Source organism: Mesorhizobium sp. URHB0026 (assembly GCF_054059755.1).
Genome location: NZ_JBSSCN010000001.1, coordinates 88,431 through 101,781 on the forward strand (window position 1 = coordinate 88,431; position 13,351 = coordinate 101,781).

The 13,351-nt window shown below is 64.7% G+C and carries 16 protein-coding genes; 9 read left to right on the forward strand and 7 right to left on the reverse strand.

Annotated features, from left to right (window positions below):
- Positions 1 to 57: 57 nt before the first annotated feature.
- Positions 58 to 981, reverse strand: a complete 924-nt coding sequence (ypfJ, locus tag ACVWWD_RS00450) for a KPN_02809 family neutral zinc metallopeptidase (RefSeq protein WP_352564608.1) — start codon at positions 979 to 981, stop codon at positions 58 to 60.
- 225 nt (positions 982 to 1,206) lie between these two features.
- Between ypfJ and ACVWWD_RS00455 the strand changes: the two genes are divergently transcribed.
- Complete coding sequence (locus ACVWWD_RS00455) at positions 1,207 to 1,569, forward strand: hypothetical protein (RefSeq protein WP_352546458.1); 363 nt, start codon at positions 1,207 to 1,209, stop codon at positions 1,567 to 1,569.
- 69 nt (positions 1,570 to 1,638) lie between these two features.
- On the opposite strand, the gene ACVWWD_RS00460 is transcribed toward ACVWWD_RS00455, so the two are convergent.
- The 3 genes from ACVWWD_RS00460 to mntR form a co-directional block, all read right to left on the reverse strand.
- Complete coding sequence (locus ACVWWD_RS00460; protein ID WP_023770165.1) at positions 1,639 to 2,472, reverse strand: alpha/beta fold hydrolase; 834 nt, start codon at positions 2,470 to 2,472, stop codon at positions 1,639 to 1,641.
- Positions 2,473 to 2,498: 26 nt separating this feature from the next.
- Positions 2,499 to 2,687, reverse strand: coding sequence for a hypothetical protein (locus ACVWWD_RS00465; RefSeq protein ID WP_023770166.1), 189 nt, complete (start codon positions 2,685 to 2,687; stop codon positions 2,499 to 2,501).
- A 104-nt stretch (positions 2,688 to 2,791) separates the two neighbouring features.
- Entirely contained in the window at positions 2,792 to 3,241 is a 450-nt protein-coding gene (mntR, locus tag ACVWWD_RS00470) for a manganese-binding transcriptional regulator MntR (protein ID WP_023770167.1), read from the reverse strand.
- A gap of 231 nt (positions 3,242 to 3,472) precedes the next feature.
- On the opposite strand from mntR, the gene ACVWWD_RS00475 reads away from it, so the two are divergent.
- The 3 genes from ACVWWD_RS00475 to ACVWWD_RS00485 all read left to right on the forward strand — a co-directional run bounded on the left by ACVWWD_RS00475 (position 3,473) and on the right by ACVWWD_RS00485 (position 6,490).
- Positions 3,473 to 4,837 carry an Nramp family divalent metal transporter gene (locus ACVWWD_RS00475; RefSeq protein WP_352546457.1) on the forward strand — a complete coding sequence of 455 codons (1,365 nt, stop codon included), beginning with the start codon at positions 3,473 to 3,475 and terminating at the stop codon, positions 4,835 to 4,837.
- 53 nt (positions 4,838 to 4,890) lie between these two features.
- Complete coding sequence (locus ACVWWD_RS00480; RefSeq protein ID WP_352546456.1) at positions 4,891 to 5,727, forward strand: protein-L-isoaspartate O-methyltransferase family protein; 837 nt, start codon at positions 4,891 to 4,893, stop codon at positions 5,725 to 5,727.
- Between the two features lie 112 nt (positions 5,728 to 5,839).
- Positions 5,840 to 6,490: a dihydrofolate reductase family protein gene (locus ACVWWD_RS00485; protein WP_023781508.1), complete on the forward strand. Its 651-nt coding sequence runs from the start codon at positions 5,840 to 5,842 to the stop codon at positions 6,488 to 6,490.
- Between the two features lie 9 nt (positions 6,491 to 6,499).
- Here ACVWWD_RS00485 and ACVWWD_RS00490 read toward each other — a convergent pair whose 3' ends face one another.
- Positions 6,500 to 7,378, reverse strand: coding sequence for a LysR substrate-binding domain-containing protein (locus ACVWWD_RS00490; RefSeq protein WP_435053970.1), 879 nt, complete (start codon positions 7,376 to 7,378; stop codon positions 6,500 to 6,502).
- Between the two features lie 87 nt (positions 7,379 to 7,465).
- Between ACVWWD_RS00490 and ACVWWD_RS00495 the strand changes: the two genes are divergently transcribed.
- On the forward strand, positions 7,466 to 8,065 hold the full coding sequence (locus tag ACVWWD_RS00495; RefSeq protein WP_023770172.1) for a LysE family translocator: 600 nt from the start codon (positions 7,466 to 7,468) through the stop codon (positions 8,063 to 8,065).
- A gap of 20 nt (positions 8,066 to 8,085) precedes the next feature.
- On the opposite strand, the gene ACVWWD_RS00500 is transcribed toward ACVWWD_RS00495, so the two are convergent.
- A complete protein-coding gene (locus ACVWWD_RS00500) occupies positions 8,086 to 8,880 on the reverse strand; it encodes an SDR family NAD(P)-dependent oxidoreductase (RefSeq protein WP_352546454.1) in 795 nt (264 codons plus the stop codon).
- A 276-nt stretch (positions 8,881 to 9,156) separates the two neighbouring features.
- Between ACVWWD_RS00500 and ACVWWD_RS00505 the strand changes: the two genes are divergently transcribed.
- Positions 9,157 to 9,615 carry a MarR family winged helix-turn-helix transcriptional regulator gene (locus ACVWWD_RS00505; protein WP_352546453.1) on the forward strand — a complete coding sequence of 153 codons (459 nt, stop codon included), beginning with the start codon at positions 9,157 to 9,159 and terminating at the stop codon, positions 9,613 to 9,615.
- Between the two features lie 64 nt (positions 9,616 to 9,679).
- Here the strand turns inward: ACVWWD_RS00505 and ACVWWD_RS00510 are convergent, their stop codons facing one another.
- On the reverse strand, positions 9,680 to 10,858 hold the full coding sequence (locus tag ACVWWD_RS00510; protein ID WP_023770176.1) for an MFS transporter: 1,179 nt from the start codon (positions 10,856 to 10,858) through the stop codon (positions 9,680 to 9,682).
- 196 nt (positions 10,859 to 11,054) lie between these two features.
- On the opposite strand from ACVWWD_RS00510, the gene ACVWWD_RS00515 reads away from it, so the two are divergent.
- The 3 genes from ACVWWD_RS00515 (at position 11,055) to ACVWWD_RS00525 (ending at position 13,266) form a co-directional block, all read left to right on the forward strand.
- Positions 11,055 to 11,411, forward strand: coding sequence for an ArsR/SmtB family transcription factor (locus tag ACVWWD_RS00515; RefSeq protein WP_023770177.1), 357 nt, complete (start codon positions 11,055 to 11,057; stop codon positions 11,409 to 11,411).
- A 97-nt stretch (positions 11,412 to 11,508) separates the two neighbouring features.
- Complete coding sequence (locus ACVWWD_RS00520) at positions 11,509 to 12,279, forward strand: metallophosphoesterase family protein (protein WP_352546452.1); 771 nt, start codon at positions 11,509 to 11,511, stop codon at positions 12,277 to 12,279.
- A 150-nt stretch (positions 12,280 to 12,429) separates the two neighbouring features.
- Positions 12,430 to 13,266, forward strand: coding sequence for an SH3 domain-containing protein (locus tag ACVWWD_RS00525; RefSeq protein ID WP_352546451.1), 837 nt, complete (start codon positions 12,430 to 12,432; stop codon positions 13,264 to 13,266).
- The last annotated feature ends 85 nt before the right edge of the window (positions 13,267 to 13,351 follow it).

Genomic DNA, 13,351 nt, shown 5'->3' on the forward strand with positions numbered 1-13,351 from the left:
GATCCTGACACTCCCTGACGGCGTCTTAGCCGCCAGCTCCATGTCCGAAATGACTGCTTAGAGCGGGCCGCTCATCGTGTTGCAATCGGAAAGCTTGCCGCTCTTGTAACCGCGCGTCAGCCAGGTCTGCCGCTGCTGCGAGGTGCCGTGGTTGAAGCTTTCCGGCACGACATAGCCCTGCATCTTCTTCTGCAGCGTATCGTCGCCGATCTGCTTGGCCGCGTTCAGCGCGCTTTCGAAGTCGCCCTGCTCCAATATGCCCTTCTGCCCGGTGTAATGCGCCCACACGCCAGCGAAGCAGTCGGCTTGCAGCTCGATGCGCACCGACAGCTGGTTGGCATCGGCTTCGCCCATGCCTTGCCGCATCTGGTTGAACTTCCCCATGATGCCGGTGAGGTTCTGCACGTGGTGGCCGACCTCATGCGCGATGACATAGGCGCGGGCGAACTCGCCGGAAGCGCCGAACTGCTGGTCGAGCTGCTGGAAGAAGGTCATGTCGAGATAGACCTTGTGGTCGCCCGGACAATAGAACGGTCCCGCCGCCGCCGAGGCAAAGCCGCAGGCGGAGCGGACCTGGCCGGAAAACAGCACCAGCTTCGGGTCCTCGTAGGTCAGGCCTTGCGACTTGAAGATGCCGGTCCAGGTGTCTTCCGTCTCGGCGAGCACGGTCGCCACGAACTGCTTCATCTCGTCATTGGCCGGTGTTGCGCCGCTGTCCTGGCCACCGCTGTTGTCTGATATCTGGCCACCGCCGCCCGGCAGCAGGCCGCCGTCGCCACCGCCCAGGATCGTTGAGGGGTCAAAGCCGAAATACCATCCAGCCAGCACCACCAGGATGACGAGAAATATGCTGCCGCCGCCACCGGCGCGGCCACCGATCGGGATGCGGAACTGACCGCCACCACCACCGATCCCGCCGCCGCCGCCATCGCTACGGTCGTCCTCGATATTGTCACTCTGACGACGGCCTCTCCAGAGCATGGCAACTCCTCGTGCTGCGAACTTCCCCATTGCTCCGGCAGGGCCGGCTCAACCCAACAAACAAGTATCGCAATGGTTGCTCCAAGTCACAGCATTTTTGTGGTCAGGCATGGCCGCTTCACCGCACTGGCGTGTGCGCCCAAGGCCTGTAGCATCGCCGGCATTGGGAGGGGTTCCAGGCTTGAGGACGAGCAGGGGTTTCCTGTCGCTGCTGGTGGCGTTGCCGTGCCTCGAACAGAAGACAGGCGGCTTTCCCGGCGGCATGCTGCGCAAGGCGAGCTGCGACAGGCTCCCCAACGAGGCGAGCCGCGGCCGGCTGGCCAAGACCGGCTGGCCAAGACCGGCTTCAACGATTGCATCGCGTCCGGCAAGGACCACAAATTCTGCACCAAGGAATTCTCCAAGACCGCCGGCCCGCGCGCTTGCGACAAGGCCCATCCCTGCCGCGAGGATTGTATCTTCACCGAAGGCTACGATGATCTTCCCGAGGCCAAGCCTGGCGAAGGGACCTGCATCCCGCCCTATTTCATCTTCCAGTTCCGCGTCGACGGCCATCCGCGCAGCTGGAAGCAGGATGTCAGCGAGTGAAGCAGACCGAGGGCGGCAGGCCCGGAAGGAATTAGACCGGTCCGGCGGTTCTATCAAACGCCGAACCGCCTAGCCGGCTTCCAGGCTCCGCCAGAACTGGAGGACCGTGGCGGCGATCGCCTCCGGCGCATCTTCCTGGACGAGATGCTTGGCGTCAGGGACTGTCTGAAACGTCGCGCCAGGGATGCGCCGCGCCAGTTCCCGGCCGTCCTTTACCGGAATCCAGTCGTCATTTTCGCCCCACAGGATGGCGACCGGACAACGAATCTCGCCATATCGCCACTCCACCTCCTCCGTGTACTTGTCGTCCATCTGCGCGACTTGCCTCCAGAACGCCTTCTGGCCCTCGTCGCCAAGCCATGGACGAAGATAGGCCTGCATCTCGTCTGCGCGTAACCGATTGTCCGTCGCGCCATCGATGTAGGCCCGCAAGATCGCTTCGTGAACATACGCGGGCAGCCCAGCAAAAACCTTCTCGCTCTGCTTGGCTGCCTGGACCAGCGGCGAACCTTGCGGGCTGATCGCCACCGGATCGATCAGCACCAGCGAGCGGAACTCCAAACCGTTGAGCAGATGACCGCGCAGAGCGGTTGATCCGCCGAAATCATGCGCGACCACGTCGGGCCGTTCCAGCTTCCAGTGGGCATAGAGGGCCGCGAACAGCTCGTTCTGGATGCCGCGCGACACATCGCCGTCCGGCTTGTCCGACCAGCCATAGCCAAGCATGTCGAAATAGTGGATGCGTCGCTGCTTCGCTAGCCATGGCGCGATGCGGCGCCACTCGACCGAGGAGAATGGCGTGCCATGGAGAACGACGGCGGGCGGTCCTTCCCCCATCATGCCCCAAGCGATCGAATGTCCCTGAAAGACGAAGCGTTCGGGCGGGCGCCACTCGATGGTCATCCGCATCGATCCAGAACTGCCGCCGCCTAGTCTTTCTGCTTGGCGCCGGCGCTCTTGCCGTCGGAGCTTTTCGAGCGTTCCTCGAAACGATCGGCGCCCTTCTTCAGCGGATGTCCCGTTTCGGCCTCGGTCTTGCGCTCGTCCCTGGCGGCCGCCTGTTCCAATCCTGTGGCTGCCTGCTTGCCTTTTGCGGTCGGTGCCTGCTCGATGCCCATTGCTTCCTCCCTGGCGCGCAACAGGCGCGCAATGAGAGGGGAACGCGTATAAGCGCCGGCGGTTCCAGGGGCTAACATGGTCGAAAACGCGGCAATGAAGCGCTTCAACGCGCCGTCATCGCCTTGCGGAAAGCTTCCAGCGTCTCGGCGCTGACATGGTGCTCGATCCCCTCGGCATCGATGCGCGCCGTCTCGGCGCTGACGCCGAGCGAACGCAGGAAGGCCTCGACTGTCTGGTGGCGGATGCGGCTTTCCTCGGCGACCTTGCGGCCGGCTTCCGTCAGGAACACGCCGCGATAGGGCTTTCGCGACACGAGCCCGTCGGCGCAGAGCCGCGTCAGCATCTTGGCCACTGTCGGCTGGGCGACGCCAAGACGCGCGGCGATGTCGACCTGGCGCGCCTCGTTGCCGTCCTCGATCAGGTCGGCGATCAGTTCGACATAATCCTCGACCAGCGCGCTGCGGCGCGCTTCGCGCGTCTGCCGGAACCCTTCCGAATGGACACCTGCATCGAGCAACGGCTCACGCGGGACCGGTCTGTTCTTAAGCGCCAATGCGCGCTCCTCCTCGGGAGTTTACCGTCCCTGCTTTTATAGCACGGGCTGTGATTCTTCAGGCCGTTTATTTGCATTCCGAGAGAGGCGCAACCGGCCTCTCCCAGGCGCCCCTTCGCACGCACAACGCGGCGAGATAAAAAGCACCAACAATGAAATATAGCATATTGCATAATGTTGAGCCGTGGCATACCTTGAGGGCATCCTCCGGAAGTCGCGGAAAGCCTTTTCATGTCAGAAGCAGACGCCACAACTTCCCGGTCCGCATGGCGCTTCGCCAGTCGGGATGAAGACGATCAGCCCAGTCTGCGCGAGGTCAACGCCTCCATCGCGGTGCCGACATCAGGCGTCTGGTTCCGCCGCCTGTTCGCCTTCATGGGCCCCGGCTACATGGTCTCGGTCGGATATATGGACCCGGGCAACTGGGCGACCGACCTCGCCGGTGGCGCCCAGTTCGGCTACACGCTTTTGTTCATCATCATGCTGTCCAATCTGATGGCGATCCTGCTGCAGGCTTTGGCCGCGCGTCTTGGCATCGCCACCGGCCGCGACCTCGCCCAGGCCTGCCGCGCCTACTATCCGCGCCCGGTCAATCTCGTCCTGTGGATCGCCTGCGAACTCGCCATCATCGCCTGCGACCTCGCCGAGGTGATCGGCACCGCGATCGCGCTGCAGCTTTTGTTCGGCATCCCGCTGATCGGCGGCGCCATGCTCACCGCGCTAGACGCTTTCCTGGTCCTGCTCCTGATGAACAAGGGTTTTCGCTATCTCGAAGCCTTCGTCGTCGCGCTTTTGATCGTCATCTTCAGCTGCTTTGCCATCCAGATCTTCGTTGCCGCCCCGCCGGCCGGCACGATCCTGCATTCGATGTTCGTGCCGTCCTCGGAAATCGTCACCAATCCGGCGATGCTCTACATCGCCATCGGCATCATCGGCGCAACGGTCATGCCGCACAATCTCTACCTGCATTCCTCGATCGTGCAGACCCGCGCCTATGAGCGCACGGAGGCCGGAAAACGCGATGCCATCAAATGGGCGACGACGGACTCCACCATCGCCCTGATGCTGGCGCTGTTCGTCAATGCCGCCATCCTGATCGTCGCGGCGGTCGCCTTCCACGAAACCGGCCACCAGGATGTCGCCGAGATCGACCAGGCTTTCAAGCTGCTGTCGCCGTTGCTTGGCCTCGGCATCGCCTCGATTCTGTTTGCCGTGGCACTGCTGGCGTCAGGCCTGAATTCGACGGTGACGGCAACGCTCGCCGGCCAGATCATCATGGAAGGTTTTCTGCGCCTGCGCATCCCCAACTGGGCTCGGCGCCTGCTGACGCGCGGCCTCGCCATCATTCCGGTGGTGGTCGTCACCGCGCTCTATGGCGAGAAGGGCACCGGCCAGCTGCTGGTCTTCAGCCAGGTGGTGTTGTCCATGCAACTGCCTTTCGCGGTCGTCCCGCTGGTGCAGTTCGTGTCCGACAAGAAGAAGATGGGCAATCTCGCCATTCCGCGCGGCGTCGCCGCACTGGCCTGGATGGTCGCGGCCATCATCCTGGTGCTGAATTTCAAGCTGCTATACGACACAATGTTCGGGGTTGGTTGAAGTTCCGCTTAATCACGGGACAAGCCGCCGGATCGCGCTATCTTCCCGATGCCATGAGCGAGCTCGAAGACATCAGGACATTCTACGCGCGGCTGATGGCGGCCAATGCCGCCTCATCGGACCCGCGCCTGGAAGAGGTGTTCGCCAGCGTACCGCGCGAGGCGTTCCTCGGCCCCGGCCCATGGACGGTCATCACCGGCAACGGCACGGTCACCACGCCAAGCGCCGATCCGGCCCACATCTGCCAGAACGTTCTGGTAGCGCTCGATGCCGACAAGGGCATCAACAATGGCGAGCCTTTCCTGCACGCCATGTGGATCGGAAAAGTCGCACCAAAGCCTGGTGAGGCCATCACGCATATCGGCGCCGGCAGCGGTTACTACACGGCTTTGCTGGCCAAACTGGTTTCGCCAGGCGGCACCGTCACCGCCTTCGAGATCGACGAAAACCTGGCTGGGCTAGCGCGCAAGAATCTGGAAACCTACGGCAATGCGACCGTTCTCCATGGCGACGCCGTGACGTCGCCGCTGTCGCCATCCGACATCATTTATGTCAATGCCGGTGTCGTCGCCCCTCCCGCCGGATGGCTGAAAGCGTTGCGCCCCGGCGGCCGCATGATCTTTCCCTGGCGTCCCGCCGAGCGCGTCCCGCTGGCAATCCTGGTGACCCGCACCGAAAAGGGTTTTGCCTGCGATCCGTTCATGCGTGCCTGGTTCATCCCATGCTTCGGCGCCTCGCTCGCGGATCTTGCGGCGAAGATCCCGACACGCGAGCAGGCCACGCGCAGCCGCTCGATCTGGCTGGTCGAGGACAGGCAGCCGGACCGCACCGCCACGGCGATCTTCGAGCATGTCTGGTTCTCGTCGAAAGCCGTGAGCGTCCGCGGCTGACCTATCGAGGGCGGACCAAATCTCGCGGCCTTTGTCGGGACGGGCGCGGTTGCTCCGTCCTTGGGTTGAAGTCCGGCCGCTATGGCGTGGACGCAAGCAAAGGGAGAGCACAATGAGAAAGATCATCGCCGCGACCTTCGTCAGCCTCGATGGCGTCATGCAGGCGCCTGGCGGGCCGGAAGAGGATCCGGTCGGCGGCTTCGAATTCGGCGGCTGGACGTTCCACTATTTTGACGAGGTGGGAGGCGCGGCAATGGAGGAATTGTTCTCCAGACCCTTCGCCCTGCTGCTCGGCCGCAGAACCTACGACATCTTCGCCGCGTACTGGCCCTACCAGAAAGATCCGATCGCGGATGCGTTCAACCCCGCAACCAAGTACGTGGCGACGCATCGGCCTGACACCCTCACCTGGCAGAACACGCACGCGCTTGGGCCCGATATCATCACGGCCTTGCGCCGCCTCAAGCAGGAAGATGGACCTGACCTGCTCATCCAGGGGTCTGGCGATCTCATCCAGACCTTGCTCGCCAACGGGCTGATCGACGAGATCCGGCTGATGATCTTCCCGCTGTTGCTGGGCAAGGGCAAGCGGCTGTTCGGCGATGCAGCGATGCCGGCCGCTTTCAAGCTGGTCAAATCGCGGACTTCGACCACCGGCGTCATTATCGCGACCTATGAGCGCGCGGGCGAGATCAAGGTCGGCTCCTTTGTCACTGGCGAGCCATCCGACGCCGAACTCGAGCGGCGCAAGAACTGGAAGTAAATTCGGTCATCAAGCAGCCTGTAAACGCCGCGCCAGCCCGTCCCTTATATGCCGGGCGAATTCCTGCGCCGCCGTGCTCACGCCATGCCGCGGCAGGTGCAGGTTGATGGCAAAATTCGGCAGCGGCGGCAGGCCGGTGTCGAACGGCAATATGTCGAGATCGGCTGGCACGGTGGAGGCGAGCCATGTGGTGACGGCGAGGTCGGAACGAACCGTCGCCGTCGTCGCGTCGATGTTGCCGTTCTCGAACACGCTGCGCCATTCCAGCCCATGCTCCTTGAGCGCCGCCAGCACCACCGGCCGGAAGGCGCAGGTGTCGGCAACGATCGAGACGGGCAATGGCCGCTTGGCGCGAGCCACCCCACCCCTTGCGCCGACCCAGACCAGCCGCTCGATGGCCAGGCATTCGCCCGAGGTTGGACCGACCCGCTCCTCGATTACCGCGAGGTCGATGGTGCCCGCCGCCAGTGCCGCCGCCAGTTCCGGCGAGGAGGCGCAGACCAGCGATATCTCGACCTGGGGATAGGCCTCGGCATAGGCCTTCAGTACGGGGGCCAGCAATGTGCCGACAAGGTCGTAGGGAACGCCGAGCCGCACCTGTCCGGCGACAGCGCTCCCCACCATCTCGGTCCAGATCTCGTCATTGAGGCTGAGCAGGCGCCTTGCCTTGTCGAAAAGCCGCTCGCCGGAATGGGTCAGCCGCAGACCGCGCCGGTCGCGCTCGAACAGCCCGCAGCCGAGCGTTTCTTCCAGCCGCTTGACCTGCTGGCTGACCGCGCCCTGCGTCAGGTGTAGCGCGTTGGCCGCCGCTGTCATGCTGGCCTTGTCGGCGACGGTGACGAAGGTGCGCATGAGACTGGTATCGAGATTGCGGATCATGATAGGCATTATAATTGCTAATGACGATCATCGCAAACATTGCATTTACTGATCCAACTCTCAGTCTAACATGAAGCCTCCGACAAGGGATGCTCCATGCTCCAGCCTATCCTGCCGCTCATCCTGTTTGCCTTCGTGGCCACCGCGACGCCGGGCATCGCCACGACATTATCGACCGCTTCGGGTGCGCAATTCGGCTTTCGCCGCTCGGTTCCCTTGATGATCGGCAGTGCCGCCGGCCTCGCGACCGTGACGGGGGCGGCCGCTGCCGGGCTTGCCGGGCTGCTGCTTGCCATGCCCTCGCTGCAGCTTGCCATGAAGATCGCCGGCTCGCTCTACCTCGTCTGGCTGGCAATCAAGATCGGCCGCGCCGGCCCGCCCAATCTCGATGTCACCATGGCCAAACCCAACAGTTTCCTGGGCGGCGCCGGCATCCAGTGGATGAACCCCAAGGGCTGGGCGATGGGCCTGGGCGCGGCGGCCTCCTTCGCCGCGCTTGCCGACGGGCCGGGACAACTTGCTTTGCTGCTCGGCTCGACCTTCGGCCTCACCGCCGCCATCTCGCTGTCCGTCTGGTGCGTGGCGGGCATGGTGCTGGCGCGGCTGCTCAAGGCCGAGTGGCAATGGCGCGCGCTCAACATCGTGCTGGCGCTGGTGCTCGCCGCGTCGATCATCCCGATGTGGCGGACGGTCTGACGGCCGGCCGCCACGTCGGCCTAAGCCGCGTAGCGCGGGGCCGGCTTGTCGGCATGCAGGCTGCCATAGAAGGCCTGGCGGGCGCCTAGGAATGTGTCCAGCTTCCCGGTGTCGGCAAGCGCCGGCACGGTGACGGCCTCGCCCCTGGCCAGGCCGACAAGGGCAGCGTCCACCAAATCGTCGGCGGTCATGACGATCTCCTTCGGCAACTGGTCGATATCACCGCCGGAAAGCTTCCAGAAATCGGTCCGGGTCGCGCCCGGCAGCACCACCTGCACCGTCACTCCAGTGCCCGCGACCTCGCGATGCAGGGCTTCGGTGAAGTTGACGACATAGGCCTTGGTCCCGCTGTAGATGCCGCCGAACGAGGTATCGAAGGCCAGGACCGAGGCGATGTTGACGATCCCGCCCCGGTTGCGCGCCAAGAGCCCAGGCAGCACGGTACGCGTCAGCCGGGTCAGAGCCACGACATTGACCTTGATCATGCGCTCGGCCGCGTCGGCGTCGGCGGTTGCCACCACTGCCTGACCGCCAAGGCCGGCATTGTTGACCAGCAGCGTCACGGTTTCTTCGGCTGATATCGACTGCTCGACACGGCGCAAATCGTCGTCGTCGGACAGATCGGCGCTGAGCACGCTGACGTTGCGACCGTGGGCATGGCGCAGCTTCTCGGCCAGCGCCTGTAGTCGATCTGCACGGCGCGCCACCAGCACCAGGTCATAGCCCTGCCCTGCCAGACGGTCCGCATAGACGGCGCCGATCCCCGATGAGGCGCCGGTGACGACCGCCGTGCCCTTGTTGTCATTCTTGCTCATTATCGCGTTCCTTGTGTTCGCTGTCTTCGGCCGGGGTGGATATATATCGGCCGGCAAGGCTGCTGTTCGAATTAGTGGCATATGCCACTTTCCGCGAAGTAGGTATATGCCAGCATCTTGTCAACGGCGGCGGTGAAAACTATTTTTGCGGCGGGCTGGCGCACCTGCCGGGGCGATTCCAGGAAGTGCTCAGCGGTTTAGCGCCCCGAATTGCGCAACAAGACAGAGCATTGGAGGCGATGCGTTTCGCCGGAGATGTTCCAGCAAGGAGCGGTCATGAGTGAAGCTGATGGATTTAGCCGTTGCAACAATGCCACCTTGCGGCGCACCGCGCGCAGGCTTGGCCGGTTCTACGACGACGCGCTGGCGCCTTCCGGCCTGAAGGGTACGCAGTTCGGCCTGCTTTTCCAGATCAGTGTCGGCGCCGACCCGGCGATGGGAGCCATTGCCGAGGCGCTGATAATGGACCTCTCCGCGCTCGGCCACACCCTGAAGCCCCTGGTCCGCGACGGCTATGTCGAAACCTTCCCCGACAAGGACGATCGCCGCGTCAAGCGCGTACGGCTGACGCCATCAGGACAGGCCAAGCTCGACGAGGCGATCAAGCTATGGAGCGTCGCCCAGCGGCAATTCGAGGCCATGATCGGCGCGGAGCAGGCCGCGAAACTGCGTGCCACACTCGATGAAGTGGCTGAGTTGAAGCTGGAAGTGCCCGCGGCCACTCCTTCCAGCTGAAGAAGCGGCCGCCCAGCTGAAGAAGCGGCCGCGAAAAACGACGATGCATTCCTCGGAGCCGGCCTTATTCCGCCGGCATGGTGACGGCCCGGGCAAACACCCGTCCCGCCAGCACGATGCCCAGTCCGATGATCGGAAACACCGCCGCGACCAGGCCGAGATCGGCGGGCGCGCCGTAGCGCAGCACGCCACCACCGACCACCGCGCCCACCGCCACGCCGAGATAGAGCGCCGAGCCGTTGAGCGACAGCACGATCGGTGCGGCGTCCGGCGCCAGCTTGATGATGCGGCTGGCCTGCGCCGGCGGGAACGCCCAGCCGACGATGCCCCAAGGCACCATCATCGCCATCAGCGCCGGTCCGGCGATGTGCTGCGGCAGGAAGGTCGGGATGACCGACAGCATGACCAGCATGGCCGCACTCAACGCCAGCGACCAGCCGACGGTGCGGGTGGCGCCGAAACGGTCGGCCGCCTGGCCGCCGGCAATGTTGCCAACCACAGCGCCGACGCCGAAGGCGAGCAGCATGCCGGGCAGCGCGATCTCGCTCAGCCCGCCGCTCTCGATGGCAAGCGGCGCGACATAGGCAAAGACGGTGAAGGCACCGACCAGCGCCAGCAATGTCGTCACCAGGATCGGCATCACGCCGGGACGCATGGCGGCCGCCAGCCGGCGCTTCAGCGGCAGCCTGGTGCCGATGATGCCGCGCGGCAGGCGGTACCACAGGATGGCGCCGGACAGCGCGCCAAGGCCGGCAATGGCGTAGAAGGTGCCGCGCCACCCGGCGATGGCAGCGACCAGCGCGCCAAGCGGTGCACCGACAGCGACGGCCACGGTGGTGCCGCCGACGACGACGGCGATGGCGCGGGCTCGGTGATGATCATCCACCAGCGCCACCGCCGTGCCTTGCGCGGTCGCCGCGAACAGGCCCGACGACAGCGCCATGATGATGCGTGCGACCAGCAGCACTTCGAAGGATGAGCTCAGGGCGGCGACGACATTGCCGACGACGAAGAATACCAGCGTCCACAGGATGACGCGGCGCCGGTCCCATTCGCCGGTCAGCGTCGCCAGGATCGGCGTGCCCAGGGCATAGGCGAGCGCGAAGGCGGTGATCAGCGAGCCGGCGAGCGGCACCGAGATGCCGGCATCCCTGGCGATATCGGGCAGAAGGCTGGAGATGACGAAGCCTTCGGTCGAGATCGCAAACGATCCGAGCGCAAGCCAGAAGATTCTCTTGTCCATGGGAAAGCGTCCTTAGTTCAAAGGTTATTGAACAATTGGACATAAAAGGGCATCATGTCAATGAAGCCAGGTAAAAATAGCACAACCATGCTGACAGCCCTGTGTCAGGACGGCCCATGAAGTGGAGAAACACCGTGTATGGACCGGGCAGGATCGACGCGTTGAAATCGGCCCGAACTGTGCTTAGGTTCCAGCCATGACCTTGCCACACCCCAATACGGACCAGATCAGTCTGCCCATTGTGCTCGGCGTGCTCGGCGACCCGACGCGGCTTGCGATCGTGCGCTATCTCGCCAGCAAGGAAGGCGTGCCGCTGAACTGCAGCCGGTTCCTCGATCTCGGCTCCAAGACCAACCTCAGCTACCACCTCGCCAAACTGCGTGAGGCCGGTGTCACCCGCGCCGAAGTGGTCGGCACCAACCGCATGATCACGCTGCGCCGCGCCGATCTTGACGCCCGCTTCCCCGGCCTGCTCGACAGCGTCATCGCCGCGGCCGCGGACGACGCAGCTCTGCCGGCCGTCGGCGGCCACGACATCGAAGCGTCGGCCTGACACGTTTCCTTTCTCTCGCGAAGCGGTAGGAAACCATGTCCCTGTCAGGATCGCCCTTTCGACCAGTCCCTTGCCAGCCTGTGGAGCTCCCTCGAAAATGCGCTTAGCCGTCCTGGCCGATATCCACGGCAATGTTCTCGCGCTCGACGCCGTGCTCGAAGACATGGCGCGGCGCGGCGGCGCCGACCTCACCGTCAATCTCGGCGACAGCGTTTCGGGGCCGCTGTGGCCGCGTGAAACAATGGAGAGGCTGGAGGCGCTCAACCTGCCGACGGTGCGTGGCAACCATGACCGCCGCGTCGCCGTCGATCCGGCCGACGAGACCATGTGGGCGTCCGACATCTATGCGCGGCAGCGACTGACGCCAGCGCAGCGCGATACACTGTTCGCCCAACCCTTGATCCTTGAGATCGCGCCCGGCGTCATCGCCTTCCACGCCCGCCCCGATCACGACGAGAAATACCTGCTCGACGCGATCGTCGATCGTCAGCTGGTGCGCGCGCCGCTGGCGGCGATCCGGCGCCGGCTGAAGGCGCTCGACCCGGCCTGCCGCATCGCGCTGTGCGGCCACAGCCATCGACCCGAACTGATCCGTATCCCTGACGGTCCCGTGATCTTCAACCCGGGCAGCATCGGCTGCCCCGCCTATGACGACGACACGCCGCCGGCCCATGTCTCCGAACAGGGTTCGCCGCACGCCCGCTACGGCATCGTCACCCTGGGCGGCGCCGGCCAGCCGGATCGCTTCGAGATGATCGCCGTCGAGTACGACCACGAGGCGGCGGCACGGCAGGCTGAACAGGCGGGACGCCCGGAATGGGCGCACGGCCTGCGCACCGGCTTCATGCCGGAAGCGGCGCGGCCGTGATCCTGATCCCTAGACTTGCACCGCCCAGCACCGGTCCGCCGCCATGATTAGCCCCAATTTCCGGCTTACATGGCGGCGCATCGTCCCTTATAGAATCGGCCGGACATGCGGCGAGACCGCCGCGGCATGGTGGTATCGGCGCACGGCCAAATGATGAGGCGCACAGTTACGCTCCGAACAGGTTTGCATGCGCTGGTTGCCGCTCCGCTGCTGATGGCGGCGTGGCCGGCTGTCGTCCCGGCCCATGCCGAAGAGGCGCCGTTCATCTCCGTCATCACCGGGCTCGCCCCCGACGACCTGCTCAATGTGCGCGCCAAGCCGTCGGCGATCGGCAAGACCGAGGCCCGTTTGGCCGCCGGTGCGAGCGTGAGAAATCTCGGCTGCAACGACATTGACGGCCATCCCTGGTGCAAGGTCGAGTCTGACAATCCCAAAGCCACCGGCTGGGCTCCCGCGCGCTACCTCGTTCCTCTCAATCCCGCGACCGTGCCCGACGAGGCGGCGGATACGCCCGGCATGGCCCCCGAAGCCGCCGCGATGCCCAATGCACCCGACCTGACCGCACGGCTGGGCGACGCCAACCAACCGGCCAGCCCCGAAACCATGCCGAAATCCGCGGCGGAGATCGCCATGCAGGATGCCTACGGCCTGGCGCTGGCGGCAACTGAAAACGCGCCCGCGGCCGAAGAGCCAACGGGGGCCACGGCAGCCGCCGATGGCGCCCTGCAGATTCCCTGCGCCCGCTACGTTGGACAACCCATGGCGCCTTGCGCGGCGAGCGTGACGCACAAGGGCACTGACAAGGCCGACGTGACCGTGACCTGGTCCGATGGCGGCAGCCGCGTCATCTCCTTCGCTGCCGGCCTGCCGGCAAGCTCGGACGCCGGCAGCGACTTCCGTTTCACCCGGGAAGGCAAACTCAATATGATCCGCATCGGCGTGTCGGAGCGGTTCGAGATCACGGACACGGTGGTGCTGGGGAATTAGGCACGCTCCAGGGTCGACGCCAGGGAATGAGGCGCTTCTTTGCTTAGCACGCGTACCCGCATTTTCGGGGTTACATCGGGCAAAA